The 24,224-nt window shown below is 65.8% G+C and carries 27 protein-coding genes; 16 read left to right on the forward strand and 11 right to left on the reverse strand.

Features of this window, described 5'->3' with window-relative positions:
• Positions 1-42: 42 nt before the first annotated feature.
• Together ccoG and I6F37_RS05820 are read left to right on the forward strand one after the other, a co-directional pair.
• On the forward strand, positions 43-1,479 hold the full coding sequence (ccoG, locus tag I6F37_RS05815; RefSeq protein WP_225150547.1) for a cytochrome c oxidase accessory protein CcoG: 1,437 nt from the start codon (positions 43-45) through the stop codon (positions 1,477-1,479).
• A 154-nt stretch (positions 1,480-1,633) separates the two neighbouring features.
• Positions 1,634-2,803 (forward strand): GNAT family N-acetyltransferase, encoded by a 1,170-nt coding sequence (locus tag I6F37_RS05820; protein ID WP_225150549.1) that lies wholly within the window; start codon positions 1,634-1,636, stop codon positions 2,801-2,803.
• 4 nt (positions 2,804-2,807) lie between these two features.
• On the opposite strand, the gene I6F37_RS05825 is transcribed toward I6F37_RS05820, so the two are convergent.
• Positions 2,808-3,473, reverse strand: coding sequence for a DsbA family oxidoreductase (locus tag I6F37_RS05825; RefSeq protein ID WP_225150551.1), 666 nt, complete (start codon positions 3,471-3,473; stop codon positions 2,808-2,810).
• Between the two features lie 171 nt (positions 3,474-3,644).
• On the opposite strand from I6F37_RS05825, the gene I6F37_RS05830 reads away from it, so the two are divergent.
• Positions 3,645-4,445: a thioesterase family protein gene (locus I6F37_RS05830; RefSeq protein WP_225124717.1), complete on the forward strand. Its 801-nt coding sequence runs from the start codon at positions 3,645-3,647 to the stop codon at positions 4,443-4,445.
• Here the strand turns inward: I6F37_RS05830 and I6F37_RS05835 are convergent.
• Together I6F37_RS05835 and I6F37_RS05840 are read right to left on the reverse strand one after the other, a co-directional pair.
• Positions 4,433-5,254, reverse strand: coding sequence for a helix-turn-helix domain-containing protein (locus tag I6F37_RS05835; protein ID WP_225124716.1), 822 nt, complete (start codon positions 5,252-5,254; stop codon positions 4,433-4,435). The genes I6F37_RS05830 and I6F37_RS05835 overlap by 13 nt on opposite strands.
• A gap of 40 nt (positions 5,255-5,294) precedes the next feature.
• Complete coding sequence (locus I6F37_RS05840; protein WP_225124715.1) at positions 5,295-6,116, reverse strand: helix-turn-helix domain-containing protein; 822 nt, start codon at positions 6,114-6,116, stop codon at positions 5,295-5,297.
• Between the two features lie 100 nt (positions 6,117-6,216).
• Here I6F37_RS05840 and I6F37_RS05845 point away from each other — a divergent pair, with 100 nt between their 5' ends.
• The 3 genes from I6F37_RS05845 (at position 6,217) to I6F37_RS05855 (ending at position 7,922) form a co-directional block, all read left to right on the forward strand.
• Positions 6,217-6,447, forward strand: coding sequence for a hypothetical protein (locus tag I6F37_RS05845; RefSeq protein ID WP_192893150.1), 231 nt, complete (start codon positions 6,217-6,219; stop codon positions 6,445-6,447).
• A gap of 33 nt (positions 6,448-6,480) precedes the next feature.
• Positions 6,481-6,879 carry a hypothetical protein gene (locus I6F37_RS05850; RefSeq protein WP_225124713.1) on the forward strand — a complete coding sequence of 133 codons (399 nt, stop codon included), beginning with the start codon at positions 6,481-6,483 and terminating at the stop codon, positions 6,877-6,879.
• Between the two features lie 824 nt (positions 6,880-7,703).
• Positions 7,704-7,922 (forward strand): hypothetical protein, encoded by a 219-nt coding sequence (locus I6F37_RS05855; protein ID WP_225150553.1) that lies wholly within the window; start codon positions 7,704-7,706, stop codon positions 7,920-7,922.
• An 80-nt stretch (positions 7,923-8,002) separates the two neighbouring features.
• Here I6F37_RS05855 and I6F37_RS05860 read toward each other — a convergent pair whose 3' ends face one another.
• Complete coding sequence (locus I6F37_RS05860; protein WP_225124709.1) at positions 8,003-8,566, reverse strand: SET domain-containing protein; 564 nt, start codon at positions 8,564-8,566, stop codon at positions 8,003-8,005.
• A 162-nt stretch (positions 8,567-8,728) separates the two neighbouring features.
• On the opposite strand from I6F37_RS05860, the gene I6F37_RS05865 reads away from it, so the two are divergent.
• Positions 8,729-9,334, forward strand: a complete 606-nt coding sequence (locus I6F37_RS05865) for a hypothetical protein (RefSeq protein ID WP_225124707.1) — start codon at positions 8,729-8,731, stop codon at positions 9,332-9,334.
• On the opposite strand, the gene I6F37_RS05870 is transcribed toward I6F37_RS05865, so the two are convergent.
• Positions 9,331-9,636, reverse strand: a complete 306-nt coding sequence (locus I6F37_RS05870; RefSeq protein WP_225125314.1) for a DUF6321 domain-containing protein — start codon at positions 9,634-9,636, stop codon at positions 9,331-9,333. The two genes, I6F37_RS05865 and I6F37_RS05870, sit on opposite strands and share 4 nt — an antisense overlap.
• Between I6F37_RS05870 and I6F37_RS05875 the strand changes: the two genes are divergently transcribed.
• Entirely contained in the window at positions 9,602-9,835 is a 234-nt protein-coding gene (locus tag I6F37_RS05875; protein ID WP_225114263.1) for a hypothetical protein, read from the forward strand. The two genes, I6F37_RS05870 and I6F37_RS05875, sit on opposite strands and share 35 nt — an antisense overlap.
• 175 nt (positions 9,836-10,010) lie before the next feature.
• Here the strand turns inward: I6F37_RS05875 and I6F37_RS05880 are convergent, their stop codons facing one another.
• Positions 10,011-10,742: a TetR/AcrR family transcriptional regulator gene (locus I6F37_RS05880; protein ID WP_225124705.1), complete on the reverse strand. Its 732-nt coding sequence runs from the start codon at positions 10,740-10,742 to the stop codon at positions 10,011-10,013.
• Between the two features lie 106 nt (positions 10,743-10,848).
• Between I6F37_RS05880 and I6F37_RS05885 the strand changes: the two genes are divergently transcribed.
• The 5 genes from I6F37_RS05885 to I6F37_RS05905 all read left to right on the forward strand — a co-directional run bounded on the left by I6F37_RS05885 (position 10,849) and on the right by I6F37_RS05905 (position 14,696).
• On the forward strand, positions 10,849-12,246 hold the full coding sequence (locus I6F37_RS05885; RefSeq protein WP_225124704.1) for a carotenoid oxygenase family protein: 1,398 nt from the start codon (positions 10,849-10,851) through the stop codon (positions 12,244-12,246).
• Positions 12,247-12,318: 72 nt separating this feature from the next.
• Positions 12,319-12,582 (forward strand): hypothetical protein, encoded by a 264-nt coding sequence (locus I6F37_RS05890; protein WP_036043814.1) that lies wholly within the window; start codon positions 12,319-12,321, stop codon positions 12,580-12,582.
• A gap of 220 nt (positions 12,583-12,802) precedes the next feature.
• Positions 12,803-13,357 (forward strand): inner membrane-spanning protein YciB, encoded by a 555-nt coding sequence (locus I6F37_RS05895; protein WP_036013049.1) that lies wholly within the window; start codon positions 12,803-12,805, stop codon positions 13,355-13,357.
• A gap of 105 nt (positions 13,358-13,462) precedes the next feature.
• Positions 13,463-13,759 (forward strand): hypothetical protein, encoded by a 297-nt coding sequence (locus tag I6F37_RS05900; protein WP_036013050.1) that lies wholly within the window; start codon positions 13,463-13,465, stop codon positions 13,757-13,759.
• 16 nt (positions 13,760-13,775) lie between these two features.
• On the forward strand, positions 13,776-14,696 hold the full coding sequence (locus I6F37_RS05905; RefSeq protein ID WP_225150555.1) for an SH3 domain-containing protein: 921 nt from the start codon (positions 13,776-13,778) through the stop codon (positions 14,694-14,696).
• A 196-nt stretch (positions 14,697-14,892) separates the two neighbouring features.
• On the opposite strand, the gene I6F37_RS05910 is transcribed toward I6F37_RS05905, so the two are convergent.
• A complete protein-coding gene (locus I6F37_RS05910) occupies positions 14,893-16,548 on the reverse strand; it encodes a fumarate hydratase (protein ID WP_036027899.1) in 1,656 nt (551 codons plus the stop codon).
• 212 nt (positions 16,549-16,760) lie between these two features.
• Here I6F37_RS05910 and I6F37_RS05915 point away from each other — a divergent pair, with 212 nt between their 5' ends.
• The 3 genes from I6F37_RS05915 to I6F37_RS05925 all read left to right on the forward strand — a co-directional run bounded on the left by I6F37_RS05915 (position 16,761) and on the right by I6F37_RS05925 (position 18,499).
• Positions 16,761-17,234: a hypothetical protein gene (locus tag I6F37_RS05915; protein ID WP_036013057.1), complete on the forward strand. Its 474-nt coding sequence runs from the start codon at positions 16,761-16,763 to the stop codon at positions 17,232-17,234.
• A gap of 300 nt (positions 17,235-17,534) precedes the next feature.
• Positions 17,535-17,708 carry a hypothetical protein gene (locus tag I6F37_RS05920; protein ID WP_167361693.1) on the forward strand — a complete coding sequence of 58 codons (174 nt, stop codon included), beginning with the start codon at positions 17,535-17,537 and terminating at the stop codon, positions 17,706-17,708.
• Positions 17,709-17,824: 116 nt separating this feature from the next.
• Positions 17,825-18,499, forward strand: coding sequence for an isoprenylcysteine carboxylmethyltransferase family protein (locus tag I6F37_RS05925; protein ID WP_036027901.1), 675 nt, complete (start codon positions 17,825-17,827; stop codon positions 18,497-18,499).
• Positions 18,500-18,521: 22 nt separating this feature from the next.
• Here I6F37_RS05925 and I6F37_RS05930 read toward each other — a convergent pair whose 3' ends face one another.
• The 4 genes from I6F37_RS05930 to cckA all read right to left on the reverse strand — a co-directional run bounded on the left by I6F37_RS05930 (position 18,522) and on the right by cckA (position 24,140).
• Complete coding sequence (locus I6F37_RS05930; RefSeq protein ID WP_036027902.1) at positions 18,522-19,229, reverse strand: glutathione S-transferase; 708 nt, start codon at positions 19,227-19,229, stop codon at positions 18,522-18,524.
• 253 nt (positions 19,230-19,482) lie between these two features.
• A complete protein-coding gene (locus tag I6F37_RS05935; RefSeq protein ID WP_036013064.1) occupies positions 19,483-20,163 on the reverse strand; it encodes a lectin in 681 nt (226 codons plus the stop codon).
• Between the two features lie 144 nt (positions 20,164-20,307).
• Complete coding sequence (locus tag I6F37_RS05940; RefSeq protein WP_036013065.1) at positions 20,308-21,321, reverse strand: Tim44 domain-containing protein; 1,014 nt, start codon at positions 21,319-21,321, stop codon at positions 20,308-20,310.
• A 230-nt stretch (positions 21,322-21,551) separates the two neighbouring features.
• The gene (gene cckA, locus I6F37_RS05945; protein WP_036013067.1) at positions 21,552-24,140 is read right to left on the reverse strand and encodes a cell cycle histidine kinase CckA; all 2,589 of its coding nucleotides are present in this window, start codon (positions 24,138-24,140) and stop codon (positions 21,552-21,554) included.
• Positions 24,141-24,224 lie beyond the last annotated feature (84 nt).

The following is a 24,224-nucleotide window of genomic DNA, read 5'->3' on the forward strand; positions in this document are numbered from 1 at the left end:
GCAAGTCGGACTCTCGCCTTCGCAAAACGCGGGGAGCATGGGATGACCGACGACACCTTCATCGAGGGACCTCTCTACGAGAAGCGGAGGAAGGTCTATCCGCAATCGGTGCGTGGCCCTTTCCGCCGCATCAAATGGGCGATCCTGTGCGTCACGCTCGGGACCTATTATCTGCTGCCGTTCGTGCGCTGGAATCGCGGACCCGGCCTGCCCGACCAGGCCGTGCTGATCGACTTCCCGCATCGGCGCTTTTACTTCTACTTCATCGAGCTGTGGCCGCAGGAGGTCTATTATTTCACCGGTCTCCTCATCATCGCGGCGATGATTCTGTTCCTGATGAACGCGGTCGCGGGACGGCTGTGGTGCGGCTACATGTGCCCGCAGACGGTGTGGACCGACCTGTTCTACGCGGTCGAGCGTTGGGTCGAGGGCGACCGGCGCGAACGCATGCAGGGCGACAAGCGCTACTGGACGTTCGACCATCTTCGCAAGGTCGCGCTCAAGCACTTCCTCTGGATCATGATCGCCTGGTGGACCGGCGGCGCCTGGGTGCTCTACTTTTCCGACGCGCCGACGCTGGTGAAGGAGCTCGCGACCTTCCAGGCCCCGTTCATCGCCTATCTCTGGATCGGCATCCTCACCGCCACGACCTATGTCTTTGCCGGTCACGCCCGGGAGCAGATGTGCATCTACATGTGCCCGTGGCCGCGGATCCAGGCGGCGCTGACCGACGAATGGGCGCTCAACGTCACCTATCGGCGTGACCGCGGCGAGCCGCGCATGTCGGTGAAGAAGGCGGATGCCGCGCGCGCCCATGGCGATCCCGCCGGCGATTGCGTCGACTGCCATCAGTGCATCAATGTCTGCCCGACCGGCGTCGACATCCGCCACGGCATCCAGCTCGGCTGCATCCAGTGCGGCCTGTGCATCGACGCCTGCGACAACGTCATGCGCGAGATCGGCCGGCCCCAGGGCCTGATCGGCTACGACACCGACATCAACATGCAGCGCCGACGCGAGGGCAAGCCGGCGATCTACCGCATCATCCGTCCGCGCACGCTGATCTATGCCGCGGCCATCGCCATTGTGGGCAGCATCATGCTGTACACTCTCGCCACTCGCGCGACGATGGACGTCAACGTGCTGCACGAGCGCAATCCCCTCTTCGTCCAGCTTTCGGACGGCGGCGTGCGCAACGACTACACCGTGCGTATCCTCAACAAGAGTGCACAGCGATCGTTTGCGCTCGAAGTCTCCGGTCTGCCGGGCGCGACCATTCGCGTCGCCGGCATCGAGGCGGAACCTGGCGGCAAGCCCATCATCGAGGTCGGGCAGGATCAGACCCGCGAGGTCAGGCTGTCGGTACAGATCGGGCCCAGCGACCTGCCGAAGACCTCCCGCGACATCGAGATCACCATCACCGATACCGCCAGCGGCGGCCGCGCGAGCACCCGCGATCATTTCGTGCCGGGAGACTAGCCACGATTCCTCAGGGTCACCCCCGGCCGGATGCTGAATGGAATGTTAACACTACCGCTCGAATTGCGGCGGCGTGCCAACGGTATTTTCCAATCTTTGCGCTAAGCATGACCGGTGGCACGGGCTCAGCTCGCGTGAACGGGGACGACGGGACGTGGTCGACATCGCGCATCAGGCTGCGATCAATCCGGCATCGGCAAGGGATGCCGCGATGGCGCGCGCGCCTGTTCCGCTTGCGGCCGTCGACACCGGCCAATGGCGCGCGCTGGCGCAGCGGGCGATCGAGCCGAACGGATATTACCTGCCCGCCTGGGAGCTCGCCGTCAGCGCAACTGCGCGCGGTCGCACGGATGCCTTGGCGCTAGCCGCATTTGACGGCACTTCGGCCCGGCTGATCGGCCTGATGCCGGTGGTCTCACTCTGGCGCGCTTTGAAGATTCCCCTGCCCGCCCTGGTGAGCGCGCATCCCTATGGCACGCTGTGCAGCCCGCTGCTCGACCGCGACGCTCCGCTCGAAGCCGCTGCGCGTCTGCTGCAGCAGGCGCGCGAGGCCGGCGCGCATGCGCTCGTGCTGACCGACGTCGCGCTCGACGGCGCAGCCATGGCATCACTCAAGCAGGTGCTGAAGCGCGACCGCCTGAAGCCGAGAATCCTCAGCTCCTACATCCGCGCCAGCCTCGATGCGACGCAGGATGGAGACGCACTGTTGCGCGAGGCGCTCGGCGCCAAGAAGCTCAAGGAGCTGCGGCGCCAGCGTCACCGTCTCGAGGAGCACGGCCCCGTCGTGTTCGAGGTTGCGCGCAGCACCGACCAGATCGGACGTGCGCTCGAAACCTTTCTGCAGCTCGAAGCGAGCGGCTGGAAGGGCAAGCGGGGCACCGCGCTGGTTCAGCACGCGGGCGACGCAACCTTCATCCGCCGCGCAGTGCCCGCGCTGGCAGAGACCGCGCAGTGCGAGATCGTCACCCTTCGGGCCGGCGCGACGCCGATTGCCGCCGGCATCGTGTTGCGCCATCAGGATCGTGCCTTCTTCTTCAAGCTCGGGATCGACGAGCGCTTTGCAAAATATTCGCCGGGCGTGCAGCTCACGCTCGACCTCACCCGCCATCTCTGCGCCGACCCCGCCGTCGCCAGCGCGGACTCGACGGCGAATGCCGATCACCCCATGATCAACCCGATCTGGCGCGGACGCCTCGCGATCGGCGATGTGCTGATCCCGCTACGGCGGCACGACCCGGTCGTGGCGCTCATTCACGGCGCGCTGGTCGGCCTCAACGCCGCGCACGAGGCCGCGCGCGGCGTGGTTCGCCGGCTCCGAAAATAGAAAGCTACTCCGCCGCCTGCGCGTTGATCTCCTCGGAGACCTGGCGGATGGCGCGGGCAAGCAGGTTTGGATCCTGCGCGCCGGAGACGGCGTACTTCTGCGCAAAGACATAGGTTGGCACGCCGGAGATGCCCTTGTCGGCGGCTTCCTGCGCATCTGCCGAGACGCGCGCGACGTCCTCGTCGGTGGCGAGGCGCTTGCGCACGTCGTCGGCATCGAGGCCGATGTCGGCCGCTGCCTGCACCAGCACGTTCACGTCGGTGAGATCGCCGCCGTCGCGGAAATACAGCTCCATCAGGCGCTGCTTCATCTCGGGCGCCTTGCCGATCGCGTCCGCCCAGAGGATCAGGCGGTGGCAGTCGGTCGTGTTGGGCTGGCGCGCGACGAGCTCGGGCTTGTAGAGGAGCCCCTCCTCGCTCGCGGCCGCGACGACGCGTCCCGCAATGCCCTTATAGGCTTCGACCGAGCCGAACTTCTGGGTGAGATAGGCCTCGCGGCTGATGCCCTCGCGCGGCACCCAGGGATTGAGGAAGAAGGGACGGAAATTGAGCTTGACCGGAACGTCAGGCACCAGCGCCAGCGCGCTCTCGATGCGATGCTTGCCGATATAGCACCAGGGGCAGACCACATCAGAGACGACGTCGATCTGGAGCGGTTTCAGCGTGCTCATGTCAGGCGCCTCCTTCGGGCACTTCGAGGGTCCGCCCGAACATAGGCCGAACCGGAGGCGGCGCAAGGCACCCGTCCTGCATGGCTCACGACTTCACCTCTGCGGTTATTGTGACCGGTTCTCCCCGCCCCGATACTCACGGCCACGATCAAGCCCAAAGAGGAGACCGCGATGAACGCCATTTTCGAGCCGGAAGGCGATCTGTTCCGGGCCACCGAGCATGCCGGCGGGCCGTGGTCGCCGGACATGCTGCAGGGAAGCGCCACCACCGCGCTGATGACCCGCGAGGTCGAGCGCCTCGCCGCCAAATCCGGCTTTGCGGTGCGGCGTCTGACCTTCGATCTGTGGCGGCCGGCGGGCCTGCGCCTGTTCAGGGCGGTCAGCGAGCTGCTGCGCGACGGTCGCAAGGCCAAGACCCTGCAGGTGCGGCTGATGGACGGCGAGACCGAGATCGGCCGCTGCACGGCGCTGCTGACGGCGCCGAGCGGCGAGTCGCCCATCGATCCATTCGCGAGGCCCTTGGCCCCCGACAGTGGTCCCGAGGCCGGCAGCCCGCCGCCCGCCTTTGCGCAGAAATGGAGCCGCTATTTCCAGAATGTGTCGGTGCGCCTCATCGAGGGCGCCCTGGAGAAGCCGGGCCCGGCGGCAGCCTGGATGCGGCTCGATGCGCCGCTGGTCGAGGGCGAACCCAACACGCCGTTGCTCCAGGCGGTGCAGGCCGCGGACTTCTCCAGCGGCGTCGCGCAGATCGTCGACATGCGCCAATGGACCTTCATCAACCCGGAGATCAGCCTCTATTTCTTCCGTCCGCCCGAGGGCGAATGGATCCTGATCCGCGCCGCGACGCGCGTCGGCGCCCATGGCGCGGGCCTCACCACGGCGACACTGAGTGACCGCAACGGGCCGTTCGCGGAGGTGATGCAGGCCATGAGCTTCGAGCGGCGCGAAGCCGTGCAGGCTCAAGCGTCCTGATCTGCAAGCGCGACCAAGGCGGCCTCGGAGGCGGCATCAACAGGCATGAACATCTCGACGCGAAGCTCCTGCAGCGTGACGTCCTGCGGGGTGCCGAGCGTCAGCACCGCACCGATCAAACCAACGCCGATATCGCCCTTGCGCAGGCGCACCTCGCAGAGCGGCCCCGGGGCCGCGTTGTCCTCGGTCGCCTCAGGCAGCTGCGGCAGCCGCATCAATTCGCGCCAGGTCGATTGCAGGGCCTCATCGAGCGGCGCGGCCATCGCCTCATGCCGCGCCCGCGCCAGCAGCGCGGCTGCGACAATCGACCAGTTCTCGACGAAAGGCTTGAGTTCGTCGGCAGCGAGGAACATGCGCATGTGGTTGAGCGGGCGCTGCATGCGGAGAGGGCCAAGCAGCATGGTCATCAGGCGCGCGGCGGCGCGATTGGCCTGCATCACGTTCCAGCGCCGGTCGGTGACGATCGCCGGGAACGGCTCGTGACGGCTGAGCAGCAGGTCGATGGCACGCCGCGCCTCGGCAAGCTCCGGCGCCGACAGATCGCGCTCGCCATATTGCCGCGCGAAGCCGCCGGCCTCGAGCAGCGCATTGCGATCGCGCAACGACAGATCGAGCGCGGACGCGAGCTGCAGCAGGATGTCCCGGCTGGCCGCCGCCTTTCCGGTCTCGACATAGCTCAGATGCTTGACCGAAATGCCGGCCTCGAACGCCAGCTCCGCCTGGCTCAATGCACGACGGGTGCGCCAGCCGCGCAGGAGATCGCCGATGGGATTGGCCGGCCGCAATCGCCGGAAGGAGCGTGTGTCCATCCGCCGATTATGCGAGCGCTGCTCCGTCCTGTAAACGGCGCTAGCGCAGCCCGGCCGCCATCTGCTTCAGCCGTTCGGCGGTGCGCTCGTCCGCCGGAAAGAACGTCTCCAGCGCCAACTCCGACAGGGTTATGTCGACCGGCGTGCCGAACACCATGGTGGTGGAGAAGAAGCTGAGGATCTCCCCGCCATGCCTCAGCTTGAAGGGGATCGCGACGTTGTCGGCTGGCAGCGGCGCCGAGCGCGCCGGAATCGGATAGCTCTTCAGATCGTTGTACAGCTTGATCAGCTCCGGATCGGCCGTCGCCTCGCACTGCCGGTGCAGCCGTTCCAGGAGATGCCCGCACCACTCGGCGAGATTGACCGTGCGCGGTGCCAGCGCCTCGGGATGGAAAGCCAGCCTCAGCACGTTGACGGGCTGGCCGAGCAGATGCTGCGGGATGCCGTCGAGCAGCGGCGCCACCATGCGGTTGGCGGAGACCAGGTTCCAGTGCCGGTCCACCGCGAGCGCCGGATTGGGCTCATGTGCTTTCAAGACGAGGTCGATCGCCGCACGGGCTGATTTCAAGGCGGGATCCTCCAGCGGGCGCTGCGGAAAGGCCGGAGCGAAACCGGCTGCGACCAGCAGCACGTTGCGTTCGCGCAAGGGCACGTCGAGCCGCTCGGCGAGCCTGAGCACCATGTCGCGCGAGGGCGCGGCGCGACCGGTCTCGACGAAGCTCAAATGCCGCGCCGAGATTTCGGCTTCGCCGGCAAGATCGAGCTGGCTCATGCGGCGGCGCTGCCGCCATTCCCGCAAATGGTCGCCGATATGGACCGGCTGGCTGCGTTCGGTACGTACGGTGGATGCATGTGCGTTCATGATCAAAAACTAGCACGCGAATTTAGGCGCTTCCATTACCACCGAGGTAATCGAAATGGGGGACGAGCACGCGCATCTTTGGTCGCAACAGGAGATGACCATGATCGCGTTGCTGCTCTACCGGACCGTCGCAGACCACGTCTTGCCCTGGGCCATGGCGTTCGCAACCCGGATGCTGGCGCGCAGCCTCAACATGCCGGAGCCGCTGCTGCATTCGACCGGCGACTATGTGGTCGCGCAGGTCATCGCCTTCGAGCACGGCGTCGGCAGGAGCCTCTGCCCGTTCCGGCTCGCCCGTCTGCTCCGCGCCTGGTGGCGCGGTCGGCGCTAAAGTTCCACCCCAGCCCAACCAAGGAGACCTGAGATGATCGATGCATCCACCTTCCTGCGCCGCGCCCTCTTCGCCGACGCCCTCTTCAGCGGCGTCGCCGCGCTCGGCTTCACCTTCGGCGCGAGCGCTTTCGCTGCGCTGTTCAACCTGCCCGAAGCGCTGCTGCGCGAGAGCGGCCTGTTCCTGATTGCCTACACCGCCCTGGTCGGCTGGCTCGCCTCGCGGGCCACGGTCGCGAAGTCGCTGGTGCTGCTGGTCGTGATCGGCAATGCCGCTTGGACCGTCGGCAGCATCGCGCTGCTGCTCTCGGGCGCGGTGTCGCCGAACCTCGCCGGCGAGCTCATGGTCGTCGCGCAAGCCATCGCCACCGGCGTATTCGCCGAGCTGCAATATGTGGGTTTGAAGAGGAGCGGGCGCGCCGTCGCGGCGTGATCGCTTCGTGGCGGCTCCGCGGCGCAAACCGGGGAACGCGACGGCTTCGTCATATCGGATCGTATCCGGATGCATGCATGACCTCGCGTTCTCGCAGCGGATTTCGCCCGAGCTTTGCTTCGTTGCTTGCGCCCTTCGGTTGCCGGAGGGCGCAGGGAAGGCCGGGCGCCGGTGGCACCCGAGTCCGTGTACAAGGACATGCACACGGGGTGGACCACAGGTGTTGCCGGTCGCCCGGCCTTCCCTGCGCGGATGGTTTTAACGGTGTCCTTCGTGCTCTCCTCGGGGAGCGTTGCACTATTGCCCCCGTCGCCTTGCGGCTTCTCTGATGCGCGCACCCGGTCGGGCCGCCGCATCACCGCAAGCCTTGACGCACAGACCCCGGGCGTCAGGACCACACGACTTCTCCGTCCGCGGACGATTTGGCCTCAGCGCCCGGGGCTTGGTGTGCGCACCCCAGACCATCGACCAAACCGCTGTGACCGCGCCGTGTCGTATGCGCATCGCCTGAGACTCACGGTTGCCCGCCCTGTCCTCAAGCCAATCGCGCCGGCGCTACCGCGTCCACCGCACCCCGGCCCGCATCTCGTGACGATCGCGAAGCGCCCCTCTGGCAGGGCCGGGATAGGCAACACATGCCACAAATCCGAAATTCGGAAAAGCGATATATTTCTGCGCGCCGAGATTGACAGATTTTGGGTGTTTTGCCCGACGCCTCGCCGGTAGGCAGCGAGTACGGCGAGTGGCGCGGAAAAGCGATGGGTTTCGCAAGGGCTCAATTCAACCTACGGGGCCAGAGGCGCTCGCGCAGCGAGCCTCGAAGTATGAACGACCTCGATGCAAGCGGGCCGCCCCCTTCGAGGGCCGCCGAAGAGGCGGGCCGCCTCAGGGTGACGGTCAGACATCTGAACGCGCTGTATCAACAGCGTCATTGCGAGCGTAGCGAAGCAATCCAGAGTCTTTCCGCGGTTGGATTCTGGATTGCTTCCGCCTTCGCCAAGGCTTCGGCGGACAAGTCGCTTTCGCTCGCAATGATGGAGTGATGGAGACTCCGCTGCATTTCAGCCGGCAGCCTGAGGATCAATCAGGGGGACTCGTGAAAGCCGGTGGGTGCTGCGCGAGGCTACGCCTTGGCGCGACCGACCTTGCCGGGGAAGTGCTTGCCGTTCAGCTTCTTCTTTTTCGTAGCCGTGCTTTTCGCGCCCGCCTTCTGCGCCTTGCGCTCGGCCCGCGCCTTCACCTTGGCGGCTTCCGCCCTCGCCTCGGCGCGCAGCTTCTTGCGCTTCTTCTCGCAGGAATCGCACTTGCAGCCGATCGGCTTCAGATAGGCTTTGAAATAGTCGGTGCCGTAATCGTAGTTGATCTCGTCGCCCGGCTCGATGTTCCTGATGGCGCGGATATAGACCTTGCGCTCGCGCGGGCGGACGTCCGATTCCGCGTTGGGGCGGCAGGAATGGTTGATGTAGCGCGCGAGGTTCTTGCGCACCGATCCGTCGATGGTCCAGCGCCCGTTGAGCTCGAACAGATATTTGTTCTCGATTTCGTCCTGCTCGGGAATGCGCGAGTCCAGGATCGGTCCGAAATAGCGGATGATCCGGGTCCCCTTCTTGATCGGCTTGGTGGCGAAGAGGCCGAGCCCGGTCTTGGAGCGGCCGACGCGATAAGGTTTGTTCGAGGTGGGTGGCATGATCAGGAGAATGAGAACGCGAACGAGGCCCGCACGGCTTAAGCGAAGCCGCTCTTGTAGAACGATTCCGCGCCGCTGTCAGGTATATCGCGTCGCTGTTTGAACCTTGCCCACAATCAAGACGTCTGATGGGACGAAGTTCCCAGTCCATCAAAGCTTCACATGAACCGTGTCACCGCAATAGGCTTCGCCGTCCTGATGGCTTGCATCGGTCTGAGCCGCGCCGACGCCCAATCCCTGGGCAGCAGCTACACCTCGACGGCTCCAAAAGATTGCCGGCAGATCGGCAAGCCCGGCGCGCTCGACGGCAGCAGCACGCGGGTTTGTCCGGGCAAGGACGGCCTGATCGTGCTGATCGCCGAGGACGATCTTCGCGAGATCGTCTCGGTCGGGCGCAGCCGCAAGGCAGCAGCCGAGGAACCGGCAGCCAACGTCTGGTTCGGGCCGTTCAATTCATCGGAGACGACCATCGAATGGCGCGCGGCCGGCGCAAGGCCGTTCGCGATCATCCAGCGCTGGCACATCGCCGACAATTCCGATCCCGACAAGCAGGGTCGGCCGAACACCAAGGCCATGCTGGTCGTGACCCGGCTGCCGCCGGGTCCGGTCTGCCACGTCGCCTATGTCGATGGGATCGCCAACCCGAACGCCAACGAGCTCGCGCGCAAGGCCGCCGACGATCTCGCCCGCGGTTTCGCTTGCGGCAAGGACGAGGTCAAGATCATCGGCGCGCGCGGCCGCGCCGTCGAGCTCGCGACAATGCGCTAGGCATTGTCCTTGATGCGGCGGTAGCGCGCCAGCAGGCGCTCGCCCTTCGCGGCAATGCGCCTGGCCGCTGCCACCGTCCTCGGAACAGGCTCGCCCCAGGCATGTGCCGACAATGCGTGCCGGGTCGGCTGACCCTTGGCATCGACCAGCGGTGGCACTTTGGCGCGGCCGTAGAAGCGAACCGCCCAGCTTCCCTTCCGGCGCATTTCCTGCGGGGTCATCTCGGATTGTTTCTTGGTGACGCCTGGTCGCAGATGGGAACCCTGCTTGCGGGCGAAAGCCTTTCTGCCAGCTGCTGTCAGCCCGCCCCGCGGATCCTTTTCACGCGCGGAGGCGACGCGCTTGCGCGAGGACTTTGAGGTCTTCTTTGCGTTACGCTTGCCGGTTTTCCTGACAGATTTCTTCGCAGACTTTGCCTTGGAGGATTTCGACTTGGAAGGCGTCTTCCTCTTGGAGGTCTTCTTCGCTGCCACGCGCATGTTGTCCACGAGGTTGGGATAGCGTCGCCCGGCGCGGCGGGCGCGTGCCTTCGCCGCCGATTTCTGTGCAGGACTGAGATGCTTGGATGCCTTACCCGCGCGTTTACGGGGGTTGGCACGTTTCCAGGGAGAGCGCGATGCCTTTGCCATGGCGCATCAACGCTTGAATAAAGCAAGAGTTGCGTCACACCTGGTGATCAGGAGCCGGGCAGCTTATCGGTCACTGGAGCGGTCAGCATCGTCTCGAGCAGCCGCTCGGCCGTCGTTCCCTCCGGCAGCCGCGCGAGAATGTCCTTCAGCCGTCCGTCGAGCAGCAGCATGGTGAAGCCGTGAACCAGCGACCAGGCTCGCGCGATCGCGGCGCCCTGGTTCAGCGTCAGCGCGTCGCCGCTGATCTGCTCCTGCCGCATCATGCCGATCGCATTGGTAAGGCCCGCGAAGGATGCCTCGGCCGCCTCGTGCAGCGACGGCCTCGAATAATCCAGCCGCTCGGTGCGGAACATGATGCCGTACATGCCAGGATGGGCCTGCGCATAGGCGATGTAGGCTTTCGGCCGCGCCAGCGCGGCTTCGAGCGGCGTGGTGGCGGCATCGCACGAAGCGTTCATGACCGCGTTGAACTGGCGGAAGCCGACGGCCGCGAGCTCGCTGAGCAGGCCCGTCAGGTCGCCGAAATGATGGGTGGGAGCGGCATGCGAGACGCCGGCCTCGCGCGCCACCGCGCGCAACGTCAGGCCAGCGAGCCCGTCGCGCTCCAGCACCCGTTCGGCGGCCTGGAGCAGCGCCTCGCGGAGCGCGCCGTGATGATACGGCGTCTCGGTCTTGGCGGTTCTGGCGCGCCGCGAGGCGCGCGATGCCGCGGTCGAGGTGGTTTTTCTTAGGGCACGCGGGCTGCGCGCCGCGTCGCCCTTGGTGTCTGTCTTGGCCATTTGCAAGCTATATGACGCAATATTGACAGTGTAAAGATTTCGCTTGACGAAAGCTGCGATCGGGTCTACTCAATCTTTACGATGTAAAGATAAGGGAGGATTCGCCGTGCAGCACGACGCCATGGCCGAGCGCAGCAACAATATCGCGCCGATCCCATTCGAGGCCGACGCGCCCTTCCTGAAGATCGTCGGCGAATTGCCGCGCGAGCTGAACGGCACGCTCTATCGCAACGGCCCCAATCCGCAGTTCGATTCGCCCGGCGCGCACTGGTTCGTCGGCGATGGGATGCTGCACGCCTTCCATCTCGAGAACGGGCGCGCCAGCTACCGCAACCGCTGGGTCCGCACGCCGAAATGGCTCGCCGAGCACGACGCCGGCCGCGCGCTGTTCGGCGGCTTCGGCCGCAAGCTGCCGGATGCGCCGGCAAACCTGACCGATGGCGGCGTCGCCAACACCAACATCGTCTTCCACGCCGGCAAGCTGCTGGCGCTGGAAGAAGCGCACCTGCCGACGGAGATCGAGCCGGGCACGCTGGCGACGCGCGGCTATCACAACTACCAGGGCCGCGTCGCCGGCAGTTTCACCGCGCATCCCAAGATCGATCCCGTCACCGGCGAGCTGGTGTTCTTCGGCTACAACGCTGCGGGCCCGCTGACGCCTGCCCTCTCCTACGGATCGATCGACGCAACAGGCAAGGCGACGCGGTTCGAGCGGTTTGAGGCGCCCTATGCCAGCATGGTGCACGACTTCATCGTCACCGCGAACCATGTGCTGTTTCCGATCCTGCCGATCACGGGCAGCATGGAGCGCGCGATGAGCGGACGGCCGCCTTATGCCTGGGAGCCGGACAAGGGCGCCTATGTCGGGGTGATGAAGCGCAGCGGCACGGCCAAGGACATTGTCTGGTTTCGTGCCGAAGCGTGCTACGTCTTCCATGTCATGAATGCGTGGGAGGACGAAAACCGCATCGTCGCCGACGTCATGCAGTTCGAGGAAGCGCCGCTGTTTCCGCATCCGGACGGCCGCCCCACCGATCCCGAGAAATCGCGCGCCCGCCATTGCCGCTGGACCTTCGATCTCGCAGGCAATACCGACCGCTTCCAGCAGACCTACCTGGACGACCTCACCGGAGAATTCCCGCGCATCGACGATCGCCGCGCCGGGCTGAAGAGCCGTCACGGCTGGTACGCCTGCGCCAATCCGAAACTGCCGATGTTCGGCGCGCTGTCGGGCATCGTCCATGTCGACGGCAACGGCAGGCGGCTCGGCCAATATCTGCTGCCGGCCGGCGACACCATCTCCGAGCCTGTTTTCGTCGAGCGATCCAGGGATGCCGCCGAAGGCGACGGCTGGCTGCTCGCGGTGGTCTGGCGTGCGCGGGAGAACCGCAGCGATCTCGCCGTGTTCAACGCCACCGATATCGAGGCGGGTCCTGCCGCCCTGGTGCAGCTCGGACATCGCGTCCCCGACGGCTTCCACGGCAATTGGGTCGGCGCGGCGTAGCCCTCGTCAACGGGCGCGAGGAGATCGCGATCCCGGAATCCACGTGGATATTGCGTGGTCAAAGAAAGCCCGATGCACATGCTCTCGATCACCGCGTATTCCACCGCTGTCATCGCCCCGGCCGGCGCCGTACTTGCATGCTTGGCGATACGGCTGCGCCGGCGAAGCCTCACGTTCTTCGAAGGCGGCGTCCTGCTCGCTGCCGGCCTTCTACTCGCGGCCGCACTCCCGATGGTGTCGCGCCTGCCCTGGACGGGGTTGGTCGACGAGATGACCAGCCAGCTCGTTGCAGCACTTCATTTTCTGGAGGTCGTTTACGTCGTCTTGACATTGTAAGAGACGGGTGGTCCGGCGCGGCTCCCTGTCTCGCGCATCGCGCTCTGCTTGTTGCGGTTCCGAATCCCGCGCTGCTGGTCCCGGCCTGGCATTCTGGTCGGGGGCTGCCATGCGCTATCTCGTACGCGGTTGTCTTCACAAAGTGATATGCCGGGCATCGCCGGATCAAGTAGGGTGCGGCAGTCTGCGCCCTGCCCACGACCGCGAAACAGGAATGACGATGAAGGACGTATTCGCCCGCCTCGCCTCCGACCTCCTCTCCGTTATCATCTTCCTGGCCGTCTATCTCCTCACCGACAACGTGATCCTCGCAACGGCGGTGGCGATTGCCGGCGCGTTCGCGCAGGTGCTCTATGCGCGCCTCAAGGGACAGCCGCTCCACTACATGACCTATGCGAGCCTCGCTCTGGTCATCGTGCTCGGCGGTATCACGCTGCTGACCAATGATCCGCGCTTCATGCTGGCAAAACCCTCGATCGCACATTTCGCGATCGGCGCGATCATGCTCAAGCGCGGCTGGATGCTGCGCTACATGCCGCCCGTCATCGTCGAGACCGTCCCGGAATATGTCACCATCGCGGGCTATGCTTGGGCGGCGCTGATGTTCGTGATCGGCGCCGGCATGATGGCAGTCGCCGCCACCGGCGATCTGAAGCTCTGGGCGTTCTATCTTATGGTGGTCGCAGGCGGCGCCAAGATCCTGGCTTTTGCCGTGCAGTACTTCGTTCTGCGGCTGATCGTAACCAACCGCCGACGCGCCGCTGCCCGCGCCTAAATGCCCTACCGGAGCGTTAGGCAGGAGCTGCGAGTTGGGCTATAGGCTCGGCCAGGGACGGCCGCGGATCGTCGCGGACCGCCGCAATCTGTTCGGGAGACGGGAATGGCCGTAGACGGCAACTGGAATCTGACCATGACGACGCCGATGGGCGAGCGCCAGGCGACGCTGAGCCTGAAGGCTGCTGGCGGCACGCTCACGGGCACGCAGGGCGCGGAAGGCAATACCACCGAGATCTTCGACGGCACCGTCTCCGGCGACAACGTCTCCTGGAAGGTCTCGATCGACAAGCCGATGCCGCTCACGCTCGAATTCACCGGCACGGTCTCCGGCGACAGCATCAGTGGCGAGATGGGCATCGGCCCGATGGGCAGCTTCCCGTTCACGGGCGCGCGGGCGTAAACCGCGCGCTGCACCGATGCGTGCGCTCCTCCTCATCGCGGCGGCAGTCCTGTCTGCCGTAGCACAGGCCGCGCGCGCAGGTGACAGCGAACCGGCGTGGCGCGCGAGCGCGCTCGCCTTGGTGCCGGCAGGCTATGTTGCCGGCACCGCTTATCGAACCGAGGGGTCGACCGGTTATCTCGCGGTCTATCCCGCGACATCGAACGATCCGAAGACACCGGGGAGCGTCTTTGCGGCGCGCCAGGTTCTGGTCGTCACGCTGACTGCGGACGCGACGCGGGCGACGTCAGCCGAGCTGAAGCCGCGCACCGGGCCGGCCCCTGATAACGACGACAATGATTTCGCCGGGATGCACGCCGAGCTCGCCGCCAAGCGCGCAAAGCTGCCTGCTGGCACCGAGCCCTGCGATCTCGGCGCCTGGTCCATCGACAAGGATTCCAGCGGCCTCAACGTGCGCGCCGAGCCGTCGATCAAGGCGCGCGTGCTTGGCACATTGCCGCCGCCCTACCGGCTGAGGCTCGGCGGCGCCGAGAACACGCCCGAGGGCGGCTGGCTGACCGAATTCCGCATCATCGGCTTCAGGGACGGCTGGTTCCTGATCGAAGACGCGAGGCCGCCGGGCAAGGACTATGAGGACGAGACGCGATATCCGCGCAGCGCGCCGAGGCCCTATGCCGGGCGCGGCTGGGTCGCCTCGAACAAGGTCGGCGCGAACTATGCCAGTGGCACCACGCGCATGGGCGGGCTGTTTCAGGCGCCCTTCATCGATGCCAAATGGATGCCGGCCCAGCGCGAGCTCGGCGGGCCGCTCGACACCGACGGCGGCCCGAAGCGCATCTTCGCCTGCAGTGGGCTCTGGGGTCTGGTCGAGAGCCACGACGGCGTCCGCGGCTGGTGGCGCGCGCTGTGCTCCAACCAGGTCACGAATTGCAGTTGAGGCGCTGAAGCATTGGCTTCGTCATGGCCGGGCTTGTTGTTCAGCCATCCACGGCTTCTTTGCGGCACTAAGAACGTGGATGCCCGGGCCTTCGCCTCGCCGAAGCGGCTTCGGCCGCGCAGGCGGGACAAGCCCGGGCATGACGATCATTGTTACGGCACGAGCATCTTCCCCCGCGCGCGTGCGGGTGAAGCAACTAGCCCAAATTCAACTCCTTGAAGAAGTCGTTGCCCTTGTCGTCGATGATGATGAACGCCGGAAAATCGACGACCTCGATGCGCCAGATCGCTTCCATGCCGAGCTCGGGATATTCGAGCACCTCGACCTTCTTGATGCAGTGCTCGGCGAGGTTCGCCGCGGCGCCGCCGATCGAGCCGAGATAGAAGCCGCCGTATTTCTTGCAGGCCTCCCGCACGCTAGGGGCGCGGTTGCCCTTGGCGACCATCACCATCGAGCCGCCGGCAGCCTGGAACTGGTCGACGAAGGAATCCATGCGGCCCGCGGTGGTCGGACCGAACGCGCCGGAGGCGTAGCCCTCGGGCGTCTTGGCGGGACCGGCATAATAGACCGGATGGTTCTTGAAATAGTCCGGCAGCGGCTCGCCCTTCTCCAGCCGTTCGCGCAGCTTGGCGTGGGCGCTATCGCGCGCGACGATCATGGTGCCCGTCATCGAGACCCGCGTCTTGATCGGATATTTCGAGAACGTCGCCAGAATGTCCTTCATCGGCTGGTTGAGGTCGATCTTGACGACCTCGCCGCCGAGCGACTCTTCGACCTGCGGCAGGTATTGCGCGGGATTGTGCTCGAGCTCCTCAAGATAGACGCCGTCCCTGGTGATCTTGCCGAGCACCTGGCGGTCGGCCGAGCAGGACACGCCAAGCCCGATCGGCAGCGAGGCGCCGTGGCGCGGCATGCGGATCACCCGCACGTCGTGGCAGAAATACTTGCCGCCGAACTGCGCCCCGACGCCGAGTGACTGCGTCATCTTGTGGATTTCCTTCTCCATCTCGACGTCGCGGAAGGCGTTGCCGTCGGGCGAGCCGTGCGTCGGCAACGCATCGAGATAGCGCGCCGAAGCGAGCTTCACCGTCTTCATGCACAGCTCGGCCGAGGTACCGCCGATCACGATGGCGAGGTGATAAGGCGGGCACGCGGCGGTGCCGAGGGTGAGGATCTTTTCCTTCAGGAACGCGAGCAGCCGGTCCTTGGTCAGCACCGAGGGCGTGGCCTGGAACAGGAAGCTCTTGTTGGCGGAGCCGCCGCCCTTGGCCATGAACATGAACTTGTAGGCGTCATCGCCCTCGGCGTAGATCTCGCACTGCGCCGGCATGTTGTTGGCGGTGTTCTTCTCCTCGTACATCGAGAGCGGCGCGACCTGCGAGTAGCGCAAATTGCGGCGCAGGTAGGCGTCACGCGCGCCTTCGGACAGCGCCGCCTCGTCGTCACCGTCGGTGATGACGTTGCAGCCCTTCTTGCCCATGATGATCGCGGTGCCGGTGTCCTGGCACATCGGCAGCACGCCGCCAGCCGCGATATTGGCGTTCTTCAAGAAGTCCAGCGCGACAAACTTGTCGTTCGGGCTCGCCTCGCCGTCCTCCAGGATCGCGCGGAGCTGCTTCAGATGGCCGGGGCGCAGATAGTGGTTGATGTCGCCAAAGGCCGCCTCCGACAGCGCCCGCAGCGCCTCGCGCGACACCACCAGCATGTCCTTGCCGAGCACCTTCTCGACCCTGACGCCCTCGGACGAAATCTTCTTGTAGGGCGTCTCGTCCTTGCCCAGCGGGAACAGCGGGGTGTGCTTGTAGGGCGGAACGGGCTTGGACTGGTCGGGGAAGGCGGTGGGAGCGTTCATGGGGCAAATCTCGGGGTTTTGGGGCCGTGGCGGGCCTCTCAGCATAGAAGCGTTCTAAGCGCATTCTAGCCAGAAAAGAAAGGGAGCGGTGCGCATGGGAGGGGTAGGTTCGGCACGGGAAGGCATTGGCACAGCTCGTGGAAATGCCTCTGCCCACCCTTGCGATTCGCGTCCGCCGACGCTTGAATGCGTGCCCTAAGGGGCTTTTCATCATGACATTGAAACTGAACGTCCGCGGCGCGATCCTGGTCGCCGCCGCCTTCACCGGCCTTGTGGCTCTCGCTTCGCCTGCCCGCGCCGATCGCTGCGACGACAGCGCCAAGGAGCTGGCGAGCCAGGTCGATCGCCTCAAGGTGAATTTTCGCGCCGCCAATGTCGTTTACCTGACGCACCCGGCGGCCAAGGAGCTGTCCGTGGGTTGCCGCGGCGACAAATATTCCATCGAGCTCTACGCCAAGGGTGATCGCAAGCCGAAGCCGGAATTCTACGCGCTGGTCGGCTCGATGGCGGCGATCGTCTTCACCGTGACCAAGGACGACACCACGACGGGAGCGACGCGCTGCCTGAAGCGGATGGGTCTATTGCGCGGCGACAAGGTCACCATGCGCTACCGCCGGCTCAACATGGAATGCACCCGCACCAAGACAGAGGCGTCCATTGCCATCACGCGCGGCAAGGACGAATAGGGCACGCGCCAGCTCTTTCCGCACCCTTGCGGGGTGCGTATCGCGCGATGGCGTCCGCCGCATACTCCGTCATTGCGAGCGCAGCGAAGCAATCCAGTCTGTATCCGCGGAAGCAGTCTGGATTGCTTCGTCGCAAGGGCTCCTCGCAATGACGGGGAGAGGCCTCGTCGTCTGGTTTGCGGATGCCACGCGTGCACAGCCTTCACCGCGCCAATTCCCTCACATTTTAACGATTGGCTTGAAGGAAATTTCGCTCCTCGCAGGGCAGGCTTGATTGTTTCCATGTGTGAGGATTTGCGGATGAAGGTTTCTACCGTTGCGCCCCCGCCGATCGCGATCGTGGTTCCGAACTACGACACGACCAAGCCGCAGGACGATCAGACAAAGGTCAAGGACGAGAATCCGACCTTCAAGCCGCAGCCGCCGGCGCCGCTGCCGCCGGGTCAGGGCACGCGGATCGATCAGCTCGCCTGATCAGGCGTCCCGAGACCGAAGCGCCCGATCCGGTCGATCGGGCTTTTGGCGTGTCCGGCCGCATCTTTGCCGGATAGCTGCACCAGGATCATGCGCCGTTCACTCGGGACCTGCGCATGTTCGCACGGCTGCTATTGCGGAACACCGTGTTCGTCGTCGGCATGGGCGCGCTGCTGTTCGCGTGCGCGGGGACGCTGCATTGGCCGTCGGCCTGGGCCTTCCTCGCAACCTCCGCCCTGCTCGGCCCACTCTGCGGCTGGTGGCTCTACCGGACCGATCCGGCGCTGCTCGCCGAACGCCTGCGGCCGGTGCTTCAAAAGGATCAGCCCGCCGCCGACAAGATGTTCATGGCGCTGTTCATCGTTGCCATCCTGGCCTGGCTTGTCCTGATGGGGCTCGACCGGCGTGTTCGATCCTCTGACATGTCGACGGCGTTGCAGGTGCTCGGACTCGGGCTGTTCCTGGGCTCGACACTGTTCACCATGTGGGTGTTCCGCGAGAACTCGTTCGCCGCGCCCGTGGTGAAGCTGCAAGCCGAGCGCGCGCAGCACGTGATCTCGACCGGACCCTATGCCTATGTCCGCCATCCCATGTACAGCGGCATGATCCTGTTCTTCACCGGCGTGCCGTTGCTGCTGGGATCGTGGTGGGGACTTGCGATGATGCCGCTCCTCCTCGCCTTGCTCGCGGTCCGCATCCCGATCGAGGAGCGCACGCTGCGCGAGGGTCTGCCCGGTTACACCGATTACACGGCGCGGGTGCGCCATCGCCTCATCCCCGGCGTCTGGTGAACGCGCCAACTGCACGAAGTCGCTATCGGTCCAGCTCGCGATAGCGGCGGAAGATGCCCTGCTCGTTGAAGGGAATGCGGCGCTCGCTTGCGAGATAGGCCTGGATGTTGGGCCGTGCGGCGATGCGGTCGTGCAGGCCGACGAGGCCCGGGACATCCTTCTCGAACGCCTTCATGCGCTTGGGGAAAGCATACCGCAGCCCATCGACGAGCTGGAACAGCGAGAGGTCGACATAGGTCAGGCGCCGGCCCGTCACGTAAATGCCGCCGCTCCCGGCGAGGAGCCGCTCGAAATAGCCGAGATATTTCGGCACGCGCTCGTCCCAGAAGTCGGCCGTGCGCTTCTTCGCCGGCGCCTTCTGATCCTCATAATAGAGCGAGGGCCCGAGCGGATGATGGGTGTCGTGGATCTCGACGACGAAGTCGGTGATCGTGAGCTGAAGCTGGTGCACCCAGAGCCTGCCGGCTTCCGTCTTCGGCGCAAGCCCATGGCGGGAGCCGAGATAGAGCAGGATGTTGGCGGTCTGGCCGATGACGAGCTTGCCCGCTTTCAGGAACGGCGGCGCAAAGGGCGGCGTGCCCTTCTGCGCATCCATCATCTTCATCATCGCGGCCGATCCGCGCGGACCGCGCGCGACGTCGACGTAAGCGGCGCCCGCCTCCTCCAGCGCCAGCCGCACATATTCGCCGCGGCCCTGGATCTCGGGCCAGTAGTAGAGCTCGTATGTCATGGGGGAGGTCCGTGAGCGTGGAGGCGATCGGACCAATGTAGCACGTGGCTGAAGGTTCCGTCAGCGTGAGGCGGAACGGCGGTTCAACATACGCCGTCATTGCGAGCGCAAGCGACTTGTCCGCCGAAGCCTTGGCGAAGGCGGAAGCAATCCTGAAATGCCTCCGCGGAGACACTCTGGATTGCTTCGTCGCAAGAGCTCCTCGCAATGACGAATGGAGAGAGCTCCGCGACGGTGGAGAGAACTCAGCGCCTCAATTCGCCGCGAAGCAGTACAGCAGCCCGTCGCCGCCGGTGGTCTTCAAATCGGCCTGCGAGCAGCCGCCGTCGGGACCGCGCGAGGGGTGAGAGCTATTCCAGGATTTCGAGGGTTCGTCGTCGCGCAGACCCCGGCGATCGAAATGGCCGACCATCGCGGCGCCTTGCGTGCTCGACGTCCAGTTCTTGCAGGTGCGATCGTCCGGCCCGGCGAACGCGGTGCCGTCCGGTTGCGATCCCGTGAGGATGTCGTGCCGGTTCGGCTGGTCGCCGGCACCATTGATGACCTCACCCTTTTCGCTGAGCGCGGTCTGCTTGGTGAGATTGTTCGTCGCGCCGTGCAGCTCGGCGACGTCCTTGGCGATCACCGTGCCCTTGGCGTTCTGCCACGGCCCCTTGCCGATGCGATCCTTGGCGTTGACGGCCGGCTTGCCGTCGGCGGCCTGCGTCGACAGATAGGCGCGCCAAGTCTTTGTGCCGGCGCCGGCCGCTTGTGCAAGCTTCTGGCATTGCGCGTCGGCTCCTTCGAGACCGCCGAGATCGGCGCCCTTGCCGGGCCCGTTCGACGTCACGAAGAAGGTCATGTCGGCCGACTGCGCTTGCGCCGATGGGGCAGCAAGCAAGACAATAGCCAGCGCAACACCGGAAATCGTCATGGATTTCTCGATACGGATCATCCTGTCCTCCCAACGTTTTTTTTGTTCGCCGCCTGACTTCAACCCGAGGCGCCCCCGCTTATTCCGATGCCGTGCTGCGAGAGGCCCAAAAGAAAAGGGCGCCGTGCCGAAGCACGACGCCCTGGTTCCTCATCTCGTCCGCGATCAGTTGGTCTGCTGAATCGCTGACAATTCCCAGCCTGTGCCCGGCCGGCGGGCGAAGGTCCAGATCTCGGTCGCCTCGCCCGGCTGCTCGCTGCCGGCGACGATTGCGCCGGTGTTGCGATCCACCGTCTTGTCGGTGAGCGCGAAGCGCAGCGCCACCGTGGCATAGTCGGTCTCGCCTTCGCGCCAGGCTTCCGCGAGGTCGCCCTGCAACAGCTTCACGTCCGCGACCTTGTTGACCACGTTGCGGGCGCGGTTCTGGGCGAGGTCCTGCTCGAAATAGGAGACCATTTCCGGCGTCGCGAGCGTGTGCAGCTTGGCCACGTCCTCGTTCGACCAGGCGGCCTGGACGTCGCCGAGCAGGCGCTCGAACGCCTCATAGTCGTCCGGCTTGATCTCGAGCGGCGCGTTGTTGGCGCCGAAGCCGAAGCCGCCGAGTCCGCTACCAAGGCCGCCACCGAGGCCGCTGCGATAGTTCGTCTGCGGTCCGGGCGCTGCGCCGGCCTCAGCATTGGCGTAAGCCGCCCGCGGAGTGTGACGGCGCTGCCACCAGGACATTGCCAGCCGGACCACGAGCACCACCAGCGCGATCTGGATGATCAGGCCGATGATCGAGGACAGGCCGCCGAGGCCGCCGAACAGGCCGCCACCGAACAGCATGCCGAGCAGGCCGGCGCCGAGGAAGCCGGCCGCAAGGCCGCCCATGAAGCCGCCGGCGCGGCCAAACAGGCCGCCGCGCGCCGGCGCGGTCGCGGCCGAGTTCATGCCTGCGCCCGGCTGGGTGTAGGTGCGGTTGAACTGCGAGGCCGAGCCGGGTGCGGTCGTGGTCGACGGCGGCGCCGAATAGGAGCGCGTACCGCGCGAACCGGACGACATGCCGCCACCCGCGCGGGCGTCGGCCGACGAGATCGTCAGCGCGGTCGGCAGCGCAAGCGCCAGCACGACGGCGATCGTGTTGAAGAATTTCCGGGAGCGAAGCGAGAAAGTCATGTGCGTTTCCCAAATCCCCGGCATGGGGACGTGCCCCTAAGATGGTCAGACTTCCCGAAAAGTGAAGCCGGTTTCGGAACTTGCGGCTGCGGCCCTCAGTCGCGGGGATGTGGCAAAAGCCCATATATGACAGGGGTTTTACGGGAACCATTGGAGGATGCTTACCGCCGGGTTTACGACCCGATTTCCGCTTTTCCCCGGGTCCGCGAGCCGAGCTGGCCCACCAGCCGTCATTGCGAGGAGAGCGGCAGGTCTCACCCCTGCTTCGTCATCGTCTCCTTCACCGCCGCGACCAGCTGGCTGAGCGTGAAGGGCTTTGGCAGGAAGTCGAACTGCTGGCCTTCGGGCAGGCTCTTCTCGAAGGCATCCTCGGCATAGCCGGAGACGAAGATGAACTTGATGTCGGGGTTCTTCTCGCGCATGGCCTTCAACAGCGACGGGCCGTCCATCTCCGGCATGACGACGTCGGAGACGACGAGATCGATCGCGCCACTTTGCTCGTCCAGCACCTCCATGGCCTCGACGCCGTTCTCGGCCTCGACCACGGTGTAGCCGCGCGAGCGCAGGCCGCGGGCATTGAGCGCGCGCAGGCCCTCCTCGTCCTCGACCAGCAGGATGGTGCCCTGCCCGGTGAGGTCGGTACGCGGCTTCGCCTCTGCCGCCGCAGCGGGCGCGGCTTCCTTCGCGGCTCCGCTGGTCGCGCCGATTGCGGCTGCGGGCTGCTCGACCTGCACCTCCGGTTCGGCGATGTGGCGCGGCAGGAAGATGTGGAACGAGGTGCCCTGCCCCGGCTCGGAATCGACGTAGATGAAGCCGCCGGTCTGCTTGACGATGCCGTAGACGGTGGAGAGCCCGAGGCCCGTGCCCTTGCCGACCTCTTTCGTCGAGAAGAACGGCTCGAAGATCTTGTCGCGGATGTCGGCGGGGATGCCGGTGCCGGTGTCGGCGACCTCGATGCGGACATAATCCGCGGCGGGCATACCCTTGTAGGCGAGCTTGCCCGAATCGTCGCTGGTGACGTTGGCGGTGCGGATGATCAGCTTGCCGCCGTCAGGCATGGCGTCGCGCGCGTTCACCGCGAGGTTGACGATCACCTGCTCGAACTGGGAGACGTCGACCTTCACCGGCCAGAGGTCGCGGCCGTGGACGAGGTCGAGCTTGACCTTCTCGCCGATCAGCCGGCGCAGCAGCATGGTGAGATCGGACAGCGCGTCGCCGAGATCGAGCACCTGCGGCCGCAGCGTCTGCCGCCGCGAGAACGCCAGCAACTGCCGCACCAGGGTGGCGGCGCGCGTTGCGTTCTGCTTGATCTGCATGATGTCCTGGAACGACGGGTCGGTCGGCTTATGCGCGTTCAGCAGGAAGTCGTTCGCCATCATGATGGCGGACAGCACGTTGTTGAAGTCGTGGGCGATGCCGCCGGCGAGCTGGCCGACCGTCTCCATCTTCTGCGACTGGTTGATCTGGTTTTCCAGCGCGCGCCGCTCGGTGGTCTCGAGCATGTGCACGATGGCGGCTTCCGCCTCGGTCTCGGCCGAATCGACCGGCGTCACGAAGAACTGGCCCCAGCGTTCCTTGGCCCCTTCCAGCGCCACCTCGACCGGCGCGATATCGGCCTTGCCTTCGGCGGCCTGGTTGATGGCCGCGATCAGGAGGTGCCGGTCGCGCGAATTGACCGCGCGGAAGATCGACTTGGAGGAGGTGTCGAGCCCCAGCGCCTGACTGAGCTTGGCGTAGCGCGCATTGGCGCGCACCACGTTGCCGGCGCGATCGACGGTCGCGATCGCCATCGGCGTGTGGTCGAAGAAGCGCATGAAGCGCACTTCGGCGGCACGATCAGGGTCGCTGCGCTCGTCGCGGGCGCGGCTGATCACGAGCGTGCGCGAGGGCCCCGGCGCGCCGTCGGCGCCGAAGGCGAGCTTGTGATAGAGCCGCACCGGCATGGTCTTGCCGGTGCGCATGCGCAGGTCGATGTCGAACACCTCGGTCTTCACCTCGCCCGGCACCGCCACGATCGAGGTCAAGAGCGAAGCGCCGTCGCCGGAGACGATATCGGTAAGCTTCAGGCCGCCGGAGCCGATCTCGGCGAGGTCGTAGTCGAGCCAGTTCGCCAATGTCGCGTTGACATAGGCGAGCTCGCCGGCCGGATTGACCGAGAAGAAGCCGCACGGGGCGTGATCGAGATATTCGATCGCGTGCTGGAGCTCCTGGAACACGTCCTCCTGGCGTTCGCGGTCGCGCGTGATGTCAGCGATCGACCACACCGCGTATTTCGCCTCGCGCTTGCCGGTGCCGAGCGGGCGCACGCGCATGCGCAGCCAGCGGCCCTGATTGCCGTCATGGCCGGAGATGCGCACCTCTTCCTGCTGCCGCTTGCCCTCGCGGGCGGCCTTGAGCAGCCGGAACACGGCTTCCGAGACGTCGGGATTGCCGATGAAGACGCGCTCGACGGGGCGCACGTCCTGCGGGCCGGTGGCGCCGGTCAGCGTCAGATAGGCAGCATTGGAGTAGACCACGTGTCCGCGCGCGTCGGTGACCGCGAGCCCGTCGAAGGCGTGATCGGAGATGCGGCCGATGACGGGATCGTCGAGATTGCGGTCGGCGAAGCGGATGATGCCGGCGGCGAAGGCGAACAGGTTGAACAGGCCGACCATCGCCAGCACGGCGAGGATACCGAGGATATAGGGCTGCGCCTGCGCGCGCCCGAGCGTCATCAGCCCGACGGCCACGGCGACGAGGCCGGCGGCCACCAGCAGCACCAGCGCAATGCTGCCCGAGCGCGGCGACGGCTCGTGCGCCGCAACGGGCTCGCGTGTGAGGTCGTGGTCGGTCTCGGCGGTCATTCTCGAGCTGGCGCAGCCTGTCGGCAGAGAATCAACGCGCCACCGGGCGCGTGGGGTCCTCCCTGCCTGAATCGGACCCTGAGG

This window comes from Bradyrhizobium sp. NBAIM08 (assembly GCF_020193935.1).
Classification (GTDB): domain Bacteria; phylum Pseudomonadota; class Alphaproteobacteria; order Rhizobiales; family Xanthobacteraceae; genus Bradyrhizobium; species Bradyrhizobium yuanmingense.

Coding starts and splice junctions, on each gene's coding strand:
- I6F37_RS05855 (WP_225150553.1), top strand. CDS start 7,704: ATGAACGACCTCGATGCAAGCGGGCCGCCCCCTTCGAGGGCCGCCGAA.
- I6F37_RS05835 (WP_225124716.1), bottom strand. CDS start 5,254: ATGGACACACGCTCCTTCCGGCGATTGCGGCCGGCCAATCCCATCGGC.
- I6F37_RS05825 (WP_225150551.1), bottom strand. CDS start 3,473: ATGAGCACGCTGAAACCGCTCCAGATCGACGTCGTCTCTGATGTGGTC.
- I6F37_RS05880 (WP_225124705.1), bottom strand. CDS start 10,742: ATGGCCAAGACAGACACCAAGGGCGACGCGGCGCGCAGCCCGCGTGCC.
- I6F37_RS05900 (WP_036013050.1), top strand. CDS start 13,463: ATGGCCGTAGACGGCAACTGGAATCTGACCATGACGACGCCGATGGGC.
- I6F37_RS05935 (WP_036013064.1), bottom strand. CDS start 20,163: ATGATCCGTATCGAGAAATCCATGACGATTTCCGGTGTTGCGCTGGCT.
- ccoG (WP_225150547.1), top strand. CDS start 43: ATGACCGACGACACCTTCATCGAGGGACCTCTCTACGAGAAGCGGAGG.
- I6F37_RS05860 (WP_225124709.1), bottom strand. CDS start 8,566: ATGCCACCCACCTCGAACAAACCTTATCGCGTCGGCCGCTCCAAGACC.
- I6F37_RS05845 (WP_192893150.1), top strand. CDS start 6,217: ATGATCGCGTTGCTGCTCTACCGGACCGTCGCAGACCACGTCTTGCCC.
- I6F37_RS05905 (WP_225150555.1), top strand. CDS start 13,776: ATGCGTGCGCTCCTCCTCATCGCGGCGGCAGTCCTGTCTGCCGTAGCA.
- I6F37_RS05895 (WP_036013049.1), top strand. CDS start 12,803: ATGAAGGACGTATTCGCCCGCCTCGCCTCCGACCTCCTCTCCGTTATC.
- I6F37_RS05915 (WP_036013057.1), top strand. CDS start 16,761: ATGACATTGAAACTGAACGTCCGCGGCGCGATCCTGGTCGCCGCCGCC.
- I6F37_RS05925 (WP_036027901.1), top strand. CDS start 17,825: ATGTTCGCACGGCTGCTATTGCGGAACACCGTGTTCGTCGTCGGCATG.
- cckA (WP_036013067.1), bottom strand. CDS start 24,140: ATGACCGCCGAGACCGACCACGACCTCACACGCGAGCCCGTTGCGGCG.
- I6F37_RS05840 (WP_225124715.1), bottom strand. CDS start 6,116: ATGAACGCACATGCATCCACCGTACGTACCGAACGCAGCCAGCCGGTC.
- I6F37_RS05850 (WP_225124713.1), top strand. CDS start 6,481: ATGATCGATGCATCCACCTTCCTGCGCCGCGCCCTCTTCGCCGACGCC.
- I6F37_RS05940 (WP_036013065.1), bottom strand. CDS start 21,321: ATGCCGGGGATTTGGGAAACGCACATGACTTTCTCGCTTCGCTCCCGG.
- I6F37_RS05920 (WP_167361693.1), top strand. CDS start 17,535: ATGAAGGTTTCTACCGTTGCGCCCCCGCCGATCGCGATCGTGGTTCCG.
- I6F37_RS05930 (WP_036027902.1), bottom strand. CDS start 19,229: ATGACATACGAGCTCTACTACTGGCCCGAGATCCAGGGCCGCGGCGAA.
- I6F37_RS05910 (WP_036027899.1), bottom strand. CDS start 16,548: ATGAACGCTCCCACCGCCTTCCCCGACCAGTCCAAGCCCGTTCCGCCC.
- I6F37_RS05865 (WP_225124707.1), top strand. CDS start 8,729: ATGAACCGTGTCACCGCAATAGGCTTCGCCGTCCTGATGGCTTGCATC.
- I6F37_RS05890 (WP_036043814.1), top strand. CDS start 12,319: ATGCACATGCTCTCGATCACCGCGTATTCCACCGCTGTCATCGCCCCG.
- I6F37_RS05830 (WP_225124717.1), top strand. CDS start 3,645: ATGAACGCCATTTTCGAGCCGGAAGGCGATCTGTTCCGGGCCACCGAG.